This window comes from Helicobacter pylori, assembly GCF_900120335.1.
Lineage (GTDB): Bacteria > Campylobacterota > Campylobacteria > Campylobacterales > Helicobacteraceae > Helicobacter > Helicobacter pylori_BU.
In genome coordinates this window covers 465,189-485,696 of record NZ_LT635477.1, presented here as the reverse complement: position 1 = coordinate 485,696, position 20,508 = coordinate 465,189, and the positions used below count along the sequence as shown (strand labels likewise).

The following is a 20,508-nucleotide window of genomic DNA, read 5'->3' as shown; positions in this document are numbered from 1 at the left end:
CACACTTGTGTTTTTTGCTTAAAAATAGCTTAAAAAGTGGCATATGTGTACGCACACACTTTGAAAAAGTAAATAAGTCAAGACCTTGATTTCCTTGTAATTTTAATGGCATTCTAAAAAGATTTTTTAAAAACAAGGACAGAAAAAATGACACAAGATTTTTTAGAACTTAAAGAGGGAAAATACCCTATGAATGAATGGCAAATGATAGAGTTTATGCAAATGGGAGTAGAGCCTAAAAGCGAACAAGAAACAAAAATAGAGTTAGAACATTCCTTAGAAAATGAAGTCAATAAAAACAAGGAGCATTAAATGAAAGCGTGGAATGAAATGGATATTAAAGAGCAAAAAGAGGTTTTTGCTAGGTTTTTAGCGAGCGAAATTGCTAAAAGTTTAGAATCTGGATTAGAGTTTAAGCCAAATAATAGAGCTTATAATGGTAATGCTGGCAATGCCTATAATGGCTTAAATTCTCTTATTTTAGATGCCAAGCAACATGAGAATGGCTATGAGAGTAATGTTTGGGTAGGTTTAGATGATGCCTTAAAACTTGGGGCAAACCCTAAAGAAGTGGAGCATATTAAAAACAACACTAAGAGTAAAAATAATCCTAATGGCTTTTATGATAAGGCAAGTATTGCTTATATTAGAGATTATGAAATGCGCTATGTTAAAGCAAGAGATGAACAGGGTAATTTAATCCCCCTTAAAGACAAAGAGGGCAATCTTAAGCATTATTCTAATGGCGAAGTGATTTATGAGAATGAAAAAGTTCCTCAAAGAGACAAAGAGGGCAATATCAAGTATATGCAAGATGGCAAAACGCCCTTTTACGAATTTAAAAAAGAAAAGATAGACATAGAGCCGACTTTAGAGATTAAAAATCTCTACAATGTCAATGTTTTTCAAACGCTAGACAAAACTAAGCTTAAAGAATTAGACCCTAAAACTTTAAGAACACAATACATTAGCAATACTTTCTCTATGAATAATCAAAATTTGGTGATTTATGATTTATCCAAGCATTTGAATGAAAAGCAGTATAACAAAGTGCTAGATTATGTCAATCAATATGGGGCAACCCATCATGAAAAAAGAAAGCAACACAAAATCTATCAAGAACCACAGCAACAAATTGCACCTAATACAGACAACAATGCCAAAGAAAACAACACTAAAGAGCCAAACAACAATGAAATGAATATGGCAGAGTTTTCTAAAATGCTTGAAATGGCTCAAAACAATCCCCAAATGTCAGCGATGTTGCAACAAACTCTTAATAAAGGAGCAGAGCAACAAAAGTATGACCACTACTTTGCTAATGATGAAGTAGTGCTTACTCAATCTAAAGGCAGGGGCAGATAATGCAAGATTTTATCAATGGATTTTTAAAGGCGTGGAAAGCTTGGAGTGATGATGGAAAGGACGCTTTTTTAGAGAGTTTTTTAGATGAAGTTAAAAATTCTAAAAATGACCCCACCAATTTTTTAGGCATTTTAGAACAAGAAATCAAGTCTTTAAGCCAAGAGGGCTTAAAAGATGACATTTCTTCTATGCTAGAAGTCATTGAGAGCATAAAAAATGAAATCTCTAATACAAAAGACAATGAAAATGTAAGCGATTTTTTTAATGCGTTCCAACAAGAAATCAATGAAGAGCAATCTATCTCTAATGATAATCCAAGCGAGTTTGTAGAAAGTTTAGAAAAAGTGATTGTTGAGACACAAAATGCTAATAAACATGAGATACAAAATTCTAGCGAAAATGAAGTAGAGCTTACAGAAGAAAAAAGCTTTTTAGAAATGAGCGAAGATGAGTATTATGAATACCAACAAGAGCAATACATACAAATGAATGAAAATGATGGCATTGCACGAGTTAGTGCCAAGTTAGAACAACAAGAGCTTGAAAGAGAAGAGGCTGAGCTTGAAAGTAAGGCACTACCAAGATTATGAAGAAAATCAAATTCAAAGAGCTGGAGAAATTAGTATTGCAGAGCATGAAAATAAGCTTGAAAAAGAAGAGCTAGAAAGATACGCCCTAGAGGGCGAAAATAAAGCCCTAGAGCAATATTATGAGAGCCAAAACCCTGATACTCTCTATGAGCAACAAGTTTTTCAAGAGCAAGAAAAAGAGCTTTTAAACCAGCAAGACTTAGAATTAGAGACATTAAGAGATAATAATACCAAGCAAGGTTTGGATAATGAAAGTGCAACGCTTTTAGAGAGTTTGCAAGTTATAAGAGATGAAACAAACGAAGTTATCACTTTTTTAAATCCTAATGAGCTTGAATTGCTAAGACCTACAGGAGAAAATACTACAAGTAAAATCGCTTCTATTGCTTTAGAAGAAAGCAATAAGCTTAATGAAAAAGAGCCTAACACACAAGAACAAGGCGAATACGCACAAAAAGAGCAAGAAAAGAAAACACCTAGCAATAATATAGACCTTAAAGACAAATACGCTAGTTTGCATAGTTTCTTTAAACAAACCGAGCTTGATATTAAGCAAAAACGCATTAAGACTAAGCTTGATTTTAAAGAGAGCTTTTTAAATTACGCTAAAAACCACATGAATGAAGATGAATTGAAAGTCTTATTAGTGGTAAGCCAAAAAGAGCCAACCAAGCTCACTAAAGAGCATATCAATTTGATTAAGGATTGCTTAGAACAAGCGCATGGTAATAATCACATGCAAGATAAGGGCTTGCAATTAAGCGTTAAGTCTATCTTGGGACACCAATTAGAAAAAGAACACCACGAAGTCTTAAAAGATTATTTAGCTAAATCTAAAGATAGCTTAGAGCCTATGGATAATAGAGTGTATGAAGTGATGCGAAAGCATTTAGACAAGCAACAAGCAAAAACACTCAAAAATTTAGATAGCGCCACTCAAAGTGTGGGGGTAAATGCTATTAAAGAGCAAAATAAGGCTAATAAAAATTCAGAGCAACCTAAAAACTCACAAAATGAGCCAAGACAAGAGACTACTAACGCTCAAACTAATAGCACCGCTACACAACAAGAAAACACAAAACAAAACCAAGCTATAGAGCAAAATGGCACTACTCAAGCAAAAGAGCCACAATCTAAGCAAGAGCTAAAGAAAACCTTGCATCCTGATGAACCATGGCTAGATTATGACCCTAAAGCTCACAAATGCTTACAAAAACGCCAAAAAGAAGAAATCCAAGAGAAAGCACAGAGTAATAACAGCGATGAGCCTTGGATAGAGCATGGCAAACGCATGCAAGAAAAAGCCAAAGTGCATTATCAAGCTTGTTTAGAAAGAGAAAAAGCTAAAGAATTAGCTAAAGAGCAAAATAACGCTCAAAAAGAAGTAAAAAAAGAAATGCCAACTATAGATTATGGCTACACACAAAATACGCTCTCTAAGAGCAGAAGGCGTTAGGAAAATCCTATGAGTTATATCCCTAATCTCACTGCCTTGCCTTTGCATGAGATTTTATTAGATAATGGCTATGTTATCAACAAAAATAAGCATAGCAAGAATAACCCTTGCTTAAAGCATGAAAACGAAGAGGGAAGTTTAGTCATCTTTAAAAATCAAAATAAAGATGGCTCAATTAGTTACACCTACAAAGAAACTCATACCGATAAGGTCGGTAATATCATTACTTTTTGTAAGGATAGAAATATCAGCGTTGAAGACTTACTCGCTGGGAAGTTAGAAGGCTATCGCAATAAAAAAGATACTCTACAAGCAAGGGATAACTCTAGCGAAAATAACGAAGAAATTCAAAAAATCATCAATGAGTTTAAAAACCTTAAACCCTATGATTTACAAAACGCTACACTCATTAAAAAGCGTGGCATTGATACAAAGCTATTAGAGCCTTATAAAGAGCATTTAAAAATGGACAATTTTAATAATCTTATCCTTGCTACCTATTTAGCTTTTGAGAATAAAAATCTTAATGTCATACCCATTCATCAGTGTGGGATTAACAAACGCCTAAATACTCCCTTAAGCACAGACAAAGAGGGCAACATAAGAGACAAGCCATTAAAATCTATCGCACAAGGAAGTAAAGGCATAGAAGTCTTGTTCCCTAATAATTTAAGCTTAGTTAAAAATGTCATTGTTACTGAAAATATCTTTGATAGTCTAGCTTATTTAGAGTTACAAGGTTTAGAGCCTAAAGAGAGCGTTTTAATTAGCACCGCAGGGCAATTTAATGCACAAAAATTAGAACTCTTTTTAAAAAGTTTTTTTAAGCAATTAAAAGGGCGACAACAAGGAGCGTATAACCATTATCTAAAACAAGAAGAACAATGGCAAGAATTAGTGAGACAAGGCAGGGCTAGTGATGATTTTAATAGCGTGGTAGTAGAGACTTACACTGACATTATTAAAAATTATCAAAGAGAAAAAAATACTCTTATTTATAACAAGCAAGTTGAAAGAACTAGAGAATACAGAAAGCCTAAGCCTGTTAATAAGCCACAAGATAGTTTTAATGTCATCTTAGCCTTTGATAATGATATTAAGGGTAAAGGATACAAAGAAAAATGCGAGGGTATTTTATATGCTCTTACACAGCAATTCCCCACTATCTATACGCCTTTTTCAAAAGATTGTAATGATGATTTGAAATTAGCACACATTATAGAAAATAAGGCGATTAACATTGACACTATGGCGGAGTTTTTAGAAAGCTCTTTAGAAAAATTAAAAGACAACTACACTTCAACACAAGAAAAGGAAAATATCATGGATAAATTAGAACAAATTGATAGCATTAAGCCCTTTAATGAAAGGCTTAAGGGCATTTTAGAAAATGCTAAAGAAAATTTACAAGCACAAAGTTGTGTTAAAGGGAGGGGGCGATGAATATTTTTGACACCCTTATGGGCATGTTTGTTGAGCCATCTCAAAAAGTAGCCAAAAGTCTTGCTGAACATGTGGGTAGCTTTTTTCATGCACAACTCATTTTAAACACCATTATTACTATTTTATTTATAATATGGGCGTATAAGCGTGTGAAAGAGGGCGATATGTTTGAGTTTAAAACCGCTATGGGAGTGGTTGTATTCATCGTGTTTGTGGGGTTTATCAATTGGGGGATTAGAAATCCTAATGATTTTAACACCTACTTCATTAACACGATATTTTATCCAGCTGAAAAGCTTGCTATACTTATCGCTCAAAGCTTAAATGATGGCTTAGAAATTCCTACCAATGCTAATGCTAGTCCTAGTGAAACCTTTAATATAGGCAATCTAGTTTCAAGTGCTTATGCAATGATAGTTAATCTGTGGGATAATGCTTTTGATGGTATTAGCATGTTTAATTGGCTCACAATGATACCTAAAATAATCATGTTTCTTTTAGTGATTTTAGGGGAATTATTGTTTTTAGGCTTATTGCTTATTATTGTGTTATTAGTTACAGCAGAAATTTTTATGTGGTCAGCATTAGGTTTAATTGTATTGCCTTTAGGTTTAATCCCCCAAACCAAAGGCATGTTATTTAGCTATCTTAAAAAGCTCATTTCCCTTACTCTTTATAAACCTTGTATGATGTTAGTAGCTTTTTTTAATTATGGAATAATCTATAAAGCCAATGCTTTAATCCCCACTAAACACGAAGTCACACAAGGCTTTTATGGCAATGCGGATAAAATGGCAAATGAGGGAAAAATTATTGATGCCTTTGGCAATGTCTTAAAAGGAGATTGGAACTCTTATATAGCCCATAGTTCTATTGTAGGCTTTTTAACCATTATTGTTTTAGGTTCTGTGATTTGTTTCTTTCTAGTCAAACGAGTGCCTGATTTTATCAATAATATCTTTGGCACAAGTGGAGGCGTGGGGGCAGTAACAGAAATGATGCAAAAAATTGGCATGACAATAGGCGGAGCTGTATTTGGGGGTAGTGCAGTTATGGTTGCTAATCAAGTTAAGCAAGCCTATCAGAGTGCTGGGGGCGGACTAGCAGGACTTCAAGCTGGAGCTAAAGCTCTTGGACTTGCTGGACTAAGTGGAGGGGCAAATGCTGTAAATGCAAGAAGTGCTAAAGCTGGTGTGAGACACTTTGTAGCAAGTGTTAAAAGTGGCTTTGGATTTGATAATGATAAAAATAACAAATGAAAGGTTTAAAAATGAAAAAATCAATTTTTAGTGCGCTTTTTAGCGCTCTTTTATGTTGCAAAAGTGTCTTTGCAGAGGGGGAAACTCCTTTGATTGTCAATGACCCAGAAACCCATGTAAGTCAAGCCACTATCATAGGCAAAATGGTAGATAGTATCAAAAGATACGAAGAGATTATTTCTAAGGCTCAAGCTCAAGTCAATCAGTTACAAAAAGTCAATAACATGATAAATACGACTAATTCTTTGATTAGTAGTAGTGCTATCACTTTAGCCAATCCTATGCAAGTTTTACAAAACGCTCAGTATCAACTTCAAAGCATTAGATACAACTATGAGAATTTAAAGCAAAGCATAGAAAATTGGAACACACAAAATTTGCTAAGAAACAAGTATTTATCGCAACAATGCCCTTGGCTTAATGTCAATGCTCTTACTAACAATAAGATTGTCAATCTTAAAAATCTCAATAACCTAATCACCAAAAATGGCGAACAAACCCAAACCGCAAGAGATGTGCAAAATTTAATCCAATCTCTAAGTAGCAGTGGCCATGAAAACATGCAATCACTTGCTGGGGAATTGAGTGGTAGAGCGTGGGGGGAAATGTTGTGTAAAATGGTAAACGATAGTAATTATGAAAGCGAGCAAGCTCTTTTAGCAACAGGCAATAACTCAGAAGAGCAAAAACAAAGATTTTTGCTTAGAGTAAAGAAAAAGGTTAATGATAGTAGGCAGTTAAAAGAGAAACTTGACCCATTTCTAAAAAGACTTGATGTCCTACAAACTGAGTTTGGTGTAACTGACCCTACAGCTAACCATAATAAGCAAGGGATACATTATTGCACAGAAAATAAAGAGACAGGTAAATGCGACCCTATTAAAATGTATTTAGGACAACTCGCTTAGATAACGAATTAGAACAAGAAATCCAAACGCTCACACTTGATTTAACCAAAGCCCCCAATAAAGACGCTCAAAGCCAAGCCTACGCAAATTTCAACCAAAGGATTAAATTACTTACTCTAAAATATTTAAAAGAAATTACCAATCAAATGCTCTTTTTAAATCAAACAATGGCAATGCAAAGCGAGATTATGGCAGATGATTATTTTAGGCAAAATAATGATGGCTTTGGGAAAGAAGAAAACCATATAGACAAACAATTAACGCAAAAAAGAATAAACGAAAGAGAAAGAGCTAGAATATACTTTCAAAACCCTAATGTTAAATTTGACCAATTTGGTTTTCCCATTTTTAGTATATGGGATTAAGGGTTTAGTAATGAGAGACAGAATAAGTATTTTTTTTCCAAACTATTGCTATTTCAGCGGTAGTGTTGTCATAGGACTTTACTTTATTCTTAATACATTCCCAAATCTTATTTCTCCAAGTTTCTGGGACTTTTGCCTTACCAAAAAATCCCCAATCTTTATGAATGGGATATTTAGAACCATCTATTTCCATATTACAGCCCATAACATATTCTTTTTTGATATTGGTTAGCTCTATCATATTTAATAACTCTGTGTTTGACATTAAGGGTTTAATATTATTTGAACTATGGAGCTGATATTTGGGTTTTAACCAAGTAATTTTATAATCGTTTTCGCCACTCATATTAGCCATAGCAGATAAGGTTTGTCTAGTATCATAAGTGCTTTCTTCAAAATCTTTTTTATATTGTCTAATATAACTTCTTTCACCAAAGGCTAATATCTTTCCTTCATCACTATATTCTTTAATGCCAAGTGCTTTATAAGTATTCTCTCTACTTATACCCCCAAAGCGTTCGTGCCAATCATCAATAAAACTTTCAGCTCCATTATCAAAAGCGTTCTCAAGCATGGTTTGAAGTTGCTTTTTATTTGGGAATTCTTTAGAGTGTTCTTTCATTTCAAAAGCCATAAATTTTTGCCTTAAAACTTTAGCTTTTTCTTTAATTTCTTTGATTTTTTTTGCAAGTTCTTCTTTATCTTTAGTGTCTTCTTTATTGATTAAATTAAGGGCTTGTTTATGTTTTTCTTCTTCTACGCATTCAAAAATCTTTTCTCTATATTCTTGCGGAAATTCTTTAGATAAATTCCAACCACTATTCAAGTATTGAGAGCCGTCCACCTTAGCATTACAGCTAGTCAGCGTATCTTCTTTGATATTGTGTAGTTTTACTCGTTTCAATAAGTCTTCATCGCTTAATAAAGGCTTTGCCATTAAGGGAGCAGTAGCACCTAGTAAAACCCCAACTAATAAGCTTGTTTTTAAAGTTTTATTCAAACCATTTAATTTAATCATTTTTCTATTCCTTTTAACTTAACTTGAATTGTAATCATTATAGCATAGAAATTTAAAGAAATACTAATAACAATTAAATATTAAGTTATTTTGTATGTATTTAGTAGAATTTGGTTATTTTAATTACTCACTATATATTATCTTAACAAGCAATAACAATCTTTTATAACTAATTTTGTTTGTGTTATAATTTGGTTTAACAATTATTTTAAGAGACACTATGCAAGATTTACAAGATTTCAAAAACGATATTACGCTCATTCTATCCAAAGACAGACTAGAGACTTATGACAACCTAGAACAATACAAAGAAAATTTAAAGCTCATTAGTCTAATCACACCTAAAATCTCTAATTTAGAGATTTACTTACGCAACGCACTAGATTATTGCCTAACTCAAATTAAAGGGAATGAGTGGGTGTTTGATGAAGTTTCTTTAATCCCCTTAATAGAAGAATTGAAAGACAAGAAAAAAGAAATCACGCATTCTTTGGTCTTGTCTAAAATGTCTTTAGAAGCGGTGATTAAGCTTATCTTTTTTTACAAATTAGAGGGGGTAGCATTAGATTTGAGAGCCTATAGTCTTAAGGCTTATTACAAAGATAATAAGGATACTTTGCTTATTAAGGGTAGAAAACAACATCTTTCTAATTATGCTAAAGCCTATATTGCTTTAAACTTACTATGGACAATTAGAAATCGTGCGTATCATTGGGAAAATTTACTAAAGCTAAGGGCAAACAACCGCCCACGCATTACAACACGCTTTATCAGAGAATTAGAAAAGCCTACAAGTAAAAGTTTCAACTTTAGTATCATGCCTAACAAAATTGTTTCATTTTTAGATGATTTAATCAAAAGTATTGGAAACAAAGACTTGGAAAAACTAAGTAGTCTATAAGCTATAAGAAAGTGGGCTTCGGTCAGCCCTACGAATGTAGGCGTATTATAGCTAAACAATCATTATAAGTCAAACCAAAACCAACACAAAATTTGCTAAACTACAATCAAATCAATTTAGGGAGGATAAAAATGTCATTTGCCCCTATGTTATTAGCTACAATCAATAACTCTATTGGCAATAAAGATAAGCATGTGAGTTTAGAGTATCTTATAGGGCTTTTTATGGATAAAAAAACAACTAATCTAAGCAATACTGACAAGTATATTATAGGCACAATTCAAACAGAGGCACTAGAGCAAGAAATAGAATGGTTTTCACAAGACTATCACATTCCTATGGAGAATATTTTACATGTTCTTTCTATCAATCCCTATCAATGAAAAGAGCCTTAGTTTTATCAAAAACAACTTTCAAGCTCAAATTCAAGCCCTAGAACAATTTTATCCCATTATTAAAAATGCTTTGAATTTAGGGCTTAATCCTAGTAGTATTAAGTTTGGAGGAGGCACAGCTTTGAGCATGTATTACTTCCAGCATAGATTAAGCTTTGATATTGATTTGTTTGTCAATGATGCTCAATGTTTGGGATTTTTTAGCCCTAAATTATGGATAGATAATTGCAGTCATTTTGATAGCACAAGATACATAGACCAACATAATCATATAGGCGTAACGAATAAAGACAACATTAAAATAGATGTTTTAGTGGATTATGCTAGTAATGAGGGATATGTAGATAATTCTAAAAAGATTTTTGCTTTTGATATTTATATAGAAAGTTTAGAAAATATTATCGCTAAAAAGATTACTTTTAGAAAAACTGATAATAAAACAAGAGATATTTTTGATATAGCAGTGGCTTTGCATAATGACAATAATTTATTTGACAAGCTTTTAAGTTCTCAAAAAATAACTAAGCAAGACTTACTAACTCTTCAAAATTCTTTGCAAGAGTTAGATAAAAAGCGTTATAGCATAGAAACAGATATGGTAGAACCCATTTCACACTATAAAGACCTTTCTTTAAATGCTTATGATTTTTTAATAGACAAAATAGACCAAATTAAAACAGCGACTTACTCAAATTCCCATGACAACGCAGATGATTTAGACAATTCCAATGAATACACCCCCACACCTAAGCGTAGACGATAAACAATCTTGTTAAGTAGGTATTTAATGGCTTTAGTTAATCTATCAGTATTTAATAGAATTTAGTTATTTGTATTGTTAATCAAATATATTCTTAATGAGTAACAATAATCTATAATTACATTGTTTTTAGAATATTTTGTAATTTAAGCTAACTCTATAAAATCTCAATGATTTTAACAACCCTTATAAAACTAATCATTTTTAATTAGCAATAAAACATTAAATAGTTAATTAAAATTATCTAATGCTAGATTATTTATCTTAATAAGATTATTTAAACTAATTACACTAAACTACCTAATCAATTTTAACCACCTTACTTCTTGTTCTCTATCAAACTATCAAACACAAGAGCCACTTTCTTGTTATGCTCTTGTGTGGTATGAATATAAATCTTAGTAGAGAGTAAGGAGCTATGCCCTAACGCCCTTGAAGTTAAAACTAAGTCTTGGGTTTCTTGATAAATGAGTGTTGCAAAACTATGCCTAAATAGATGTAAGCCTGTGCCATATTGCTTATAGTGTTTGATTTGAGCTAGTTTAAAGATTAAGGGGATAAAGTTATAAAGCGTTAAAGAATTTTGTGCTTTTTGTTTGTCTTTTTTAAAAAGATATGCCCCATTAAAATATTTTAGTCTATATTCATCACTAAGTCAAGCATTCAAGCTTGGTTCTAACAAACCCTTTTTAATATAAGCTTTTCTCTCTTTTCTACCTTTACCTTGAATTAAAATAGAGTAGTTTTGCTCTTCTACTTGAATGTGTTTTAATTCTATGTTTAACACTTCGCATTTTCTAAGTCCCCCAAGTATTACAATAAGTAGAATACACTTATTGCGTTTTTCAAAGCTTGTAGCTGGCTTATAGTCTAAGAGTGTTTTTAAAAAACTCTTTAAGTCTTTATCGTTTAAATGTCTGGGTAAGCTTTCTTTGGTCTTAGCAAAGGCTAGGTTTTTAAGCGTAAAATCAAAGCCATAACGCCTTTTTCTATCCAAATAATCAAAGAATTGTCTTAAATACATCACATACTTAGCCATAGAGCTGGGTTTTCTATTTTGAGCGAGTTCAAAGAGAAAGTTAATCACTTGCTCTTCGCTAAGCATTCTAAAACTTCTTAATTTGAGATTATCTTTAAAATAGTTAAAGAATAAAAACAAGCCTTGCATCATTATAGTGTGTTTAATGCCTTGATTATAAAGAATATGACAGAGTTGTTTTAATTGCTCTATATTATGACATTTTAAGATTTTAGCTTGTGTGTCTAGGATTAAAGCCATATCCTTCACATCTTGAATGGGCGTGAAGTTTTTAGCCTTAGTGTATAAAAAGGCTTTGAGATTACAAAAGAGTTCTCTCTGAGATTTAGTGAGTTTGTTATGTGGCATATTGCTCCCTTATTAAAATATAAAAAGAAATCTTAAAGAATGAGAGTTTTATGTTTTTTAGTTTGTTAGGTTCTAAAAGCGGTATTTTTAAAAATTTTGCATGGCTCCTTAGAGATTTGAAATTCCGCCTTTAAATCTAAATCTCTAAAAAGTTCCGCTTTTAACTAAGGCATAAAAGCAAAATTTCGCCCCCTTAAAAGTAAATAATCAAATACATAGTTATTTGCATTACTCACTAAATACAAAAATTGAATTTATCAACGATTAAATAGTTTTTGAAAGTAAGCTTTAAGCGCTTTTTAAGGTTAAGAAGTGCGTGTTTATGGGTATTAGATATGAAAGCGGAACTTAAGTTCCGTATAGTTATAAAAATATTAAGGGAAAGAAAGGTTTACCTTTCTTTCCTAACCTATTGAGTAAACATGTTATTAGTAAATATCATGTCATGAGGGGGATTTCTTTTTTTTAAAAAACTTGATTAAATTAGACAACTAGGAACTTGCTAAAGGAAAAAAGAAAAATCAAAAAAAAGAACTTTTGATTAAAAGAGACAAACTGACTGAAAGAGCCATAAGGTTAGTTGTGGCTAGGTTTAGTTTAAGGAAAGTTTTTAATTTCTTTTATTAGTAAAAATAAGAACAAAATCAAAATAAAAGAAAAATAGGAATTACCTATCAATGACATGTTAGTTGTGGAAGGAATGATTAGTCAAGGCTTGTGTTATTTAAGTTAGGTTGTAAGCGGTTTGTTTCATTAGCATTTAGGATTAGAAAGGTTTTTGTTTAGAGTGTGTAGGGTTAAGGTTTGTTTCTAGCTCTTAGTATTAAAAGAGTTAAGTTTGATTTGATAGTAGGTTCAAGGGTTAGGTTTAAACTTGCTTTATGATTATGTTTAAGAAAACTTTAAGGTTTTAAATTTTTGCGTGCTACTTAAGAAAAATTTAAGCTCTACAAGGCGTTTTAAAGCGTTTTAGTTTTTAGGTTAATAGTTTGTCTTATCTTATGGCTTTATTTTGATTGTAGGGCATTTTAGAGTGCTTTATTTGTATATCTGTTTAAATAAGCTAATTTGTGAAAAGAACAAGAATATACCCTTTAATCAAAGGGTATATTCTTTATTAAGAACATTAAAGGCAATCATCGCTTGAGAGCATTATCTATTACGCCCTTTAAAGTTTGTGTTGTCATTTTGTTTTAATCCAACATGAGCTTTAGGGTCATCATCAAGCTCATTAGAGTGCAAGGTGTTAGCTTGTTGTTTAGCTAATTCTTTAGCTTTTTCTTTTTCTAGCATAGCTTGATAGTGTGCTTTAGCTCTAGCTTGTTCTTTTTTACCAAACTCAATCCAAGGCTCATCGTTATTAGGCTCTTTTGTGATAGCTTGAATTTCTTTTTGCTCTAGCTTAGTATCTTTAGCGTGTTCTAGGACTTTTTCAAGGTTTAGGTTGTCATAGTGGGTTAAAAACCTATTAGCTCCTATGATTTCATTACAAGTATAGAGAATATCCTTAGAAATTTTAGAAAATTGTTTAATTTGTTTGAGAAAGCCTTGTTTTTCTTTTGGAGACAATGAAGTTTCTCTATAATGTTTTAAAGATTTCACATAATGTTCTTTGGCTCTTTCAAACTCTTCTTCTTTTTGTTTTAAATCTTGTTCTAAAAAAAGTAATCTCTCTTTGGCTAATAAAAGCATGGTGTTTTGATAGTCTTGTAGTTGCTTACTCACTAGCTCATAAGTGTTATCATTAAGCTTGTAAGTGGGGTCATTTTGCTTAGTTTTAAAGCTCTCTAGCATGAATTGATATTTTCTAGCACTAAAATAAGCGCTTTTAAAAGTTTTGAGAGTGGGGCGTTTATCTTTAGAAAGTTCTAAGGCTTTGGCTAAAAGAATAGGATTAGTTAGAGTGTTGTATTGGGTGTTTTGCTTGGTTTTAACTTCATTTCTTAGCTGGGCTAATAGTAAGTGTGAGTTTTTATCTAAAAGGCGTTTGTCTAGGTGTTCAAGCTTATTTAAAAGCATTTCTTTTTTCTTTAAAACAGAATAGCCCTTAGTCTCTCTTTCAAAGTCTCTGTCTAAACCATTGAGAATAGCAAAATTCTTAAAGGCTGAATGGTTTTGTTTTTTATCTAATTCTTTTTGATAAAAGCCTAAGAGTTCGTATAGCTCGTGTTTGTTAGTGTTTTTTAAGTGTTCGCTTACTGGTTTTCTCTTATCTATCCTGTCAATATCTAGCTGTTCTTTTTCGTCATCGCTTGTGTCTTTGTGATTAAACAGAGCGATTTTAAATTCAGAAATCTTTTGTTTTAAAGGGGTGCTGTGGTTATTTTGAATGTCTAGGGCTTTTGCTTTGTTTTTATATTTGAGTTCTTGTAAATACTCGCTTTGTAAAGCCTTGTTTAAGTCCCACTCATCTTGTGGGGATTTGATTTGTTCTAAGGCTTTTTCTTCTTTTTCCAAGTCTTGTAATTGTTGTTTGATATTGTCTAGCTCTTTAAGTTTTGGCTCATTGACATACAAGTATTCTTCGCTCAATAAGTGGTCATTCAACCTATAAGCAAACTCACTTCTTAATTCATTAAAAAATTCTTTACAATCTTCATGCCCCTTAAAACGCAGTCTTCTTCGTGTGAGCTGATTAGTCTTATTGATAAAACAATGGATATGGGCATGGTCTTGATGAGCGTGTGGCACAAGGGCAAACTTGTATTCAGGCAATCTTATTTTTAAGCTCTCCCAAGTAGAATGTAAAAGCCCTTGCATTGTCTCTTCATCTGGCTTATCTTTGATAGAAAAAACTAAGTGCATAGTCTCGTTATAATCTTTAGTCAAATCAAAGTCATTGAGCCAACTCTCTAAGATGAATTGCTTATCGCATTCTAAAAACATTTCATTGTAAGCTGTTTCGCTATTTTCTAAAGCATAATTTAGGGCATTTTCTAAGTGGGAGCGTTTCATTTGCCCTATGTTTTTAATAAGCACAGGACTAGCTGTTTTTGTGCCAACTAGATTAGATTTAATAAACTTTGAATTAGGGTTAAATTGATTGAACTTAATGAGCAATCTTTTATCTACTTTATCGCTATCACTAAATCTAGGCTTTTGCATATGCTTTAAAATATCATCTAAGAAAGATAAGTCCATAGGGCGACTATCTAGCTTAGTATCTAATATAGCCCTATCTAGCATACAAACCCTTTAAGACTTAACAACATTGCTAAATTTTTATCTAATTCGCACACTTTCAAGCTAAACTTCTTTCCCTTACTAACAAGGCATTTAAAACGCCCAAATTTTATTCAAGCTAACGCTAATTTAAGAGCTAGACTTTTGATTTTAAATCTAGCGATTTTTCAATTCTTTGTAGCATAGCACAAAGAATTGAAATTAGAACTAAATCAAAAAGGTGCAGGATAACACCATGTGTGCGTACACATATGGTTAAAACTTCGTATTCAAGGGACTTGGAGCTAGATTTTTAAAAAATAAGGGTTTTTGCTAATAGAATGAAAACTTTATAGCACAAGCAAAAGAACTTACAGCCTACCAATAAGAACTTGCAAGCTAAATGCTATGAACTGACAAGCAAGTAGTAAGAACTTGTAAGCAACAATTAGGGAACTAAGGGCTACACGATAAAAACTAAAAGCCACAAGTTAGAACCTAATAGCTCACATTAAGCAAAGAACTAAGGGGAAAATAGATTAAGAACTTATCTGCTCTAATGATATGAACTAGGTTGCTTGTATGATTAAGAACTAGGAGCAAAACACCATTAAAACTTACTAGCAACTCATATAAGAACTACCAGCCCATTTCATAAGAACTCACAATCAATATTAAAGGAATGAAATTATTCTTTAAGCTTTTGTTTAAAAAATTTATGCTACATTTTCAATGATTTTTTAATTGACTTAGATTGAAACTTAGAGAACACTTAAAACTTACATTCTTTTTTATAATGGGCTTTTAACTCTTGTTTGATAATGCTGTAAGTTTCTTGCGTAGGTTCTAAAGAAAGCAAGCTGTTATAAAGAGCTTGTTTGTCTTTGAGCAGCGCTTGATAAAAATTCACTAAAATATCAAAAATATCAAAGCCTAACACTTCTAAACCCAACTCTGTCGCGCATGCAATTTCTACGCTCCCCCCACCTATAAAAGGGCTAATAACCCTACGCACACCATTAGGTATACACTCCACTATTAACCCTACAGCTAAAGACTTGCCCCACCATATCTTAAAGGGGCTTTTACATAGCGTTTGTAACGCCCATTATTAGAGCGTAAATTGTGCAAAAAAATGTCTTTTTTACTAGCGTTTTGGTTGAATAAATTGGCATGCATTCCAAAAAATTCTATTTATTTCTTCGCTCTTTTCCTCATGTTGGGGTCTAAAATCTTTTTTCTGATCCTTAAATTCAAGGGGGTAACTTCTAAAATCTCATCTTCTTCAATCCATTCTAACGCCCTTTCTAACACCATAGTCCTAGGCGGGGTGAGTTTGATCGCATCATCGCTCCCGCTCGCTCTCATGTTGGTTAAGTGCTTGGATTTGATAGGATTGACATCTAAATCATTATCCCGGCTGTGTTCGCCAATAACCATGCCCACATAAACCTTCGTTTGGGGGTTGATAAAAAGCGCGCCTCTTTCTTGGATATTGAAAAGGGAAAAAGCGGTCGCTTCGCCATTTTCCATGCTAATGAGCGCCCCATTTTTGCGCGATTCCACGCTCCCGCTAAAAGGGCGGAATTCCAAAAAGCTATGATTCATCACGCCTTCGCCCTTAGTGTCGGTTAAAAACTCGCTCCTGTAACCGATAAGCCCTCTTGCAGGAATTTCAAATTCTAATCTTGTATAGCCATCGCTCATGGGATTCATCGCTTTCATTTCGGCTTTTCTTTTGCCCAATCTCTCAATGATAGCCCCGCTAAAATCTTGGGGCGTGTCAATCACTAAATGCTCAAAAGGCTCGCATTTAACGCCATTTTCTTCTTTAATGATGACTTCAGGGCGTGAAATGCTAAACTCGAATCCTTCACGGCGTAAATTTTCAGCTAAAATAGTGATTTGCAATTCCCCACGCCCGCTCACTTTAAACTTGCCTTCGCCCATTTCTTCGCATTTCATAGCGATATTGGTTTGCATTTCTTTTAAGAGCCTGTCTTTTAATTTATTGGCAGTAACATGCTTTCCTTCTAACCCGGCTAAGGGCGAATCATTGACAGCAAAATACACGCTCATTGTAGGCTCTTCTAAATGCATGGGATCTAAAGGCATGGGGTTAGTGGGATCAACGACGCTATCGCCCACATCCATTGCGTTAAACCCAGCAAGCGCTACAATATCGCCCGCATAAGCGTTTTCAATCTCAGTCCTAGCCAGCCCTAAAAAGCCTATAAGCTTAGTGATACGGCCATTTTCTTTACTCCCATCGCTTTTCATCAACAGCACGCTTTCATTCTTTTTAACCGAGCCATTAAACACTCTAGCGATACCGATTTTGCCTACATAATTGTCATAATCAAGCGTGAAAATTTGCATTTGCAAAGGCTCATCAACGCTCCCGCTAGGGCTTGGCACATGCTCTAAAATCGTTTCAAACAAAGGCTCTAAATTTTTCTTTTCATCGTCTAAACTTTTCATCGCATAGCCGTCTCTAGCAGCAGCATACACCACAGGGAAATCCAATTGCTTATCGCTAGCCCCCATCGCTACGAACAAGTCAAAAACTTCATCCACCACTCTGTCCGGTTCAGCGGCAGGCTTATCAATTTTATTCACCACCACAATAGGGCAAATCCCAAAACTCAAAGCCTTTTTAACCACGAATTTAGTTTGAGGCATGACCCCTTCTTGAGCGTCCACTAAAAGCAACACCCCATCCACCATTTTTAAAACGCGCTCCACTTCGCCCCCAAAATCAGCATGCCCGGGAGTGTCAATGATATTGATTTTAGTGTCTTTGTAATAAATAGCGGTGTTTTTAGACAGGATAGTGATCCCTCTTTCTTTCTCTAAATCGTTGCTATCCATCACCCTTTCATCCACTTTTTCCCTCTCACTAAATGTGCCAGATTGAGAAAGTAAGCCATCTACCAGAGTGGTTTTCCCATGATCAACATGCGCGATTACAGCGATATTTCTAATATTTTTCATGAATGTCCTAACAAGCAAAATTGAAATTAGAAGTATAACACAATATTATAATAGCCCCAAATGGCGGAATTTTTTGGCTAAATCCTGTTCTATGAAATGGCTTTTATGGGCTTTTAGAAAATTCTCATTCCCACTATTAGGTGGCATGAAATCGTCATTATCCCTATAAAAAAAGATAAAATAATTTTTCTTTAAATAGTAAGCCAAATGGATTAAAAACGAATCCCCCCCTATATACAAATCGCTTTCTAAAATCAGGTTTTTAACTTCTTCTAAACTGGTTTTAGCGCGATAATGAGTAACTTCATCTTGTAAAAAAGCGTATCGTTCTTCAAAATCTAAAAGCGTAACACAAAAGGGCTTTAAAAGTTTTAAAACGATTTTTAAATGCTCTAAAGAAATATTCCTATCATTTTCTCTTGTGAAAGGGTTGATCAAAATCTTTTTGGGGTTTTTTAAATTCATGGGATATGGAGGGTTATCAAAAACATGCCCATAAATTTGAGAAAACAACTCCTGGCGGTTTTGATAAACGTTTTTAATTTCTTTATTTGGAGTGGTTATGGGAATGAATTGGGATAAAAGAAAACTTCTAAAATCTTGTTTTTCTAAAATCAAATGTTTGATTTTGTGCTTCTTAAGCGCTTTTAATAACCATAAAAAATCCTTCATCGCCAAAAAAACGCCTTGTTTTTTAAGATCATAAAAAGCGGGGACATTTTCAAAAACAGGAATGATTTCAAAATGTTTTTCGCATTCTAAAAGCTTGGCGATTTTTAAAGTCAAACGAGTGCCTAGGATTTTAAGGGGTTGTTGCTGTTTGAGAGCGATTTCTTTTAAAAGGCTAAGCGTGATGAGGTTATCCCCTAAAGCTAAAAGACAAGCGATGCGCATGGTTTTTCCTGATTGTGAAATGTTTAGGGTCTTTTTTTTCTATCCCTAAATTTTTTAAATAAAATTTTTCATCAAAACCATTGTTAATAAATTGCACAAATAGGGGCAAACATTCCAAATCTTTTCTTAAAATTTTATGCGTTTTAAAAAGCGATTCAAAAATGAATTGCATTAAATCGCTGTTTAACAATTCTTTTAACGCATGAGCGTTGATAGGAAAATTTTCTTTTAAAACAAACATGTTCGCGCTGTTTAAAAAAAGGCGTTGCTTATTGTCATAAAAAAAGACCAGTTTTGAAGAAATGAATTTATACACGATTTTTTCTCTAGCCTGATAAAGGCTTAAGGGAGCGACTTGCTGGCAGTCTTTTAAATCAGCGTTAATGAATTGGCTAGGGGCTTTTAATCCGTCTTTTAAAATATCTGAACCCCTAAAAATAGGAATGGTATTTTTTTCTTGTTTGGGGTGTAATTTTTATTCATTGTTACCTGTAACAATCCCTAAAGCAAAATGAGCGTTATTTTTTAAAGTCATATGAGGAATGGAAAAAAGGTGGTCTAAAATTTTATTTTCTTTATTAGAGCAATGGATATTAAAAATCTTTTTAGGGTTGTTGAAAAAAGAAGAAGGCGAGCGTTTGAACTTGCTATTTTGATAAAAGCATGAGATTTTTTGATCCTTGTTAGGGGTTTTTTTAAGCGTTAAACCCACAGCCTTAGTCATTAGATTTTTAAAAGGTTTGTTAAAATCAATCAGGCTTCTCATTTGAAACTTCAGAGCCACTTCTCGCATTTTACTGAACGCATCAATATTCAAACAACTTTCGGGCAATAATAGCCCTAAATGAGCGTTTTCTTTTAAGCAATTCAAACTCGCCATAAAAAAGAGCGACGCACTATCTAGGCTTTGAGAGAGGTTGAATTGCTGTTTGAAATTTTCTTTTTGGTTTTGATCGTATTTCTTACCCCATGGCGGGTTAGTGAAAATGCAATCAAATTGTGGGGTGTGTTTTAAACTCAAAAAATCTTTTTGCATGATATTAGGGCAATCTAAACGATAACGCTCTTTAATACGCTTTTTAGTCAAAGCGACAGCAAAGGCGTCTGTATCATAGCCATAGATATTTTCAACCTTAAACCCCAGTTTTAAAGCATGCATGATAAAATTCCCGCTCCCCACAGCCGGATCGCAAAAAATCGCTTGGGAGGTATCAAAATCTTTAGGGAGAGTGAAAAGTTGTTCTACTATCCTGTTAGGAGTGTAGTAAATGCCTTCTAAATTTCTGGTGGTATTGGAAAGCTCTTTTTCATAATAAGAACCCAACTTTTCTAAATCAGAGCTATTTTCTAACATTTCTAGGTATTTTAAAATCAATTCTTGATGGTTATGCACGCTTTTTAAGGATTTGTTAGCGTATTTGTTAAGCTTGTTTTTCCCTAAATGGTTGCGGCAAAAATCTAAAAAAGAACTCGTTTTCACATAAATTTTATGATCAATTTCTAGTTTCTCTAAAAGATTGGTTTTGATCCAATTACGCACGCTGCTATGAGAAACATTGATTAAATGAGCGATTTCTTCAATCAAAAGAGCGTTTGAAGGCATTTTCCCCC

The 20,508-nt window shown here is 33.4% G+C and carries 11 protein-coding genes and 5 pseudogenes; 9 read left to right on the top strand and 7 right to left on the bottom strand.

What is annotated here, in order from left to right:
- The first annotated feature begins 147 nt into the window (after positions 1-147).
- The 6 genes and pseudogenes from CS889_RS08290 to CS889_RS02390 all read left to right on the top strand — a co-directional run bounded on the left by CS889_RS08290 (position 148) and on the right by CS889_RS02390 (position 7,386).
- Positions 148-312, top strand: a complete 165-nt coding sequence (locus CS889_RS08290) for a hypothetical protein (protein ID WP_000189763.1) — start codon at positions 148-150, stop codon at positions 310-312.
- Positions 313-1,365, top strand: coding sequence for an ArdC family protein (locus CS889_RS02410; RefSeq protein ID WP_089086736.1), 1,053 nt, complete (start codon positions 313-315; stop codon positions 1,363-1,365).
- Positions 1,365-3,411, top strand: a pseudogene (locus tag CS889_RS02405) (hypothetical protein). Before CS889_RS02410 ends, CS889_RS02405 begins: the two are co-directional and overlap by 1 nt.
- A 9-nt stretch (positions 3,412-3,420) precedes the next feature.
- A complete protein-coding gene (locus tag CS889_RS02400; RefSeq protein ID WP_089086735.1) occupies positions 3,421-4,854 on the top strand; it encodes a hypothetical protein in 1,434 nt (477 codons plus the stop codon).
- Complete coding sequence (locus CS889_RS02395) at positions 4,851-6,113, top strand: type IV secretion system protein (protein WP_089086734.1); 1,263 nt, start codon at positions 4,851-4,853, stop codon at positions 6,111-6,113. The genes CS889_RS02400 and CS889_RS02395 overlap by 4 nt, the downstream gene beginning before the upstream one ends.
- Positions 6,110-7,386: pseudogene (locus CS889_RS02390) on the top strand (hypothetical protein). The gene CS889_RS02395 and the pseudogene CS889_RS02390 overlap by 4 nt, the downstream one beginning before the upstream one ends.
- 4 nt (positions 7,387-7,390) lie before the next feature.
- On the opposite strand, the gene CS889_RS02385 reads toward CS889_RS02390, so the two are convergent.
- The gene (locus CS889_RS02385; protein WP_089086733.1) at positions 7,391-8,404 is read right to left on the bottom strand and encodes a hypothetical protein; all 1,014 of its coding nucleotides are present in this window, start codon (positions 8,402-8,404) and stop codon (positions 7,391-7,393) included.
- Positions 8,405-8,624: 220 nt separating this feature from the next.
- On the opposite strand from CS889_RS02385, the gene CS889_RS02380 reads away from it, so the two are divergent.
- The 3 genes from CS889_RS02380 to CS889_RS02370 all read left to right on the top strand — a co-directional run bounded on the left by CS889_RS02380 (position 8,625) and on the right by CS889_RS02370 (position 10,463).
- The gene (locus CS889_RS02380; RefSeq protein WP_001153463.1) at positions 8,625-9,305 is read left to right on the top strand and encodes a hypothetical protein; all 681 of its coding nucleotides are present in this window, start codon (positions 8,625-8,627) and stop codon (positions 9,303-9,305) included.
- A 131-nt stretch (positions 9,306-9,436) separates the two neighbouring features.
- Positions 9,437-9,688 (top strand): hypothetical protein, encoded by a 252-nt coding sequence (locus CS889_RS02375; RefSeq protein ID WP_000006537.1) that lies wholly within the window; start codon positions 9,437-9,439, stop codon positions 9,686-9,688.
- Entirely contained in the window at positions 9,660-10,463 is an 804-nt protein-coding gene (locus CS889_RS02370; RefSeq protein ID WP_089086732.1) for a nucleotidyl transferase AbiEii/AbiGii toxin family protein, read from the top strand. Before CS889_RS02375 ends, CS889_RS02370 begins: the two co-directional genes overlap by 29 nt.
- Positions 10,464-10,779: 316 nt before the next feature.
- On the opposite strand, the pseudogene CS889_RS02365 reads toward CS889_RS02370, so the two are convergent.
- The 6 genes and pseudogenes from CS889_RS02365 to CS889_RS02340 form a co-directional block, all read right to left on the bottom strand.
- Positions 10,780-11,847 (bottom strand): annotated as a pseudogene (locus tag CS889_RS02365) (tyrosine-type recombinase/integrase).
- Between the two features lie 1,152 nt (positions 11,848-12,999).
- On the bottom strand, positions 13,000-15,033 hold the full coding sequence (locus CS889_RS02360) for a relaxase/mobilization nuclease domain-containing protein (RefSeq protein WP_089086730.1): 2,034 nt from the start codon (positions 15,031-15,033) through the stop codon (positions 13,000-13,002).
- 757 nt (positions 15,034-15,790) lie between these two features.
- Positions 15,791-16,188: pseudogene (locus CS889_RS02355) on the bottom strand (DNA adenine methylase); the annotation flags it as partial.
- 15 nt (positions 16,189-16,203) lie between these two features.
- Complete coding sequence (gene typA, locus CS889_RS02350; RefSeq protein WP_000790195.1) at positions 16,204-18,003, bottom strand: translational GTPase TypA; 1,800 nt, start codon at positions 18,001-18,003, stop codon at positions 16,204-16,206.
- 45 nt (positions 18,004-18,048) lie between these two features.
- Positions 18,049-18,897: a glycosyltransferase family 9 protein gene (locus CS889_RS02345; protein WP_089086729.1), complete on the bottom strand. Its 849-nt coding sequence runs from the start codon at positions 18,895-18,897 to the stop codon at positions 18,049-18,051.
- Positions 18,863-20,500 (bottom strand): annotated as a pseudogene (locus CS889_RS02340) (class I SAM-dependent methyltransferase). Before CS889_RS02340 ends, CS889_RS02345 begins: the two are co-directional and overlap by 35 nt.
- Positions 20,501-20,508: the final 8 nt, after the last annotated feature.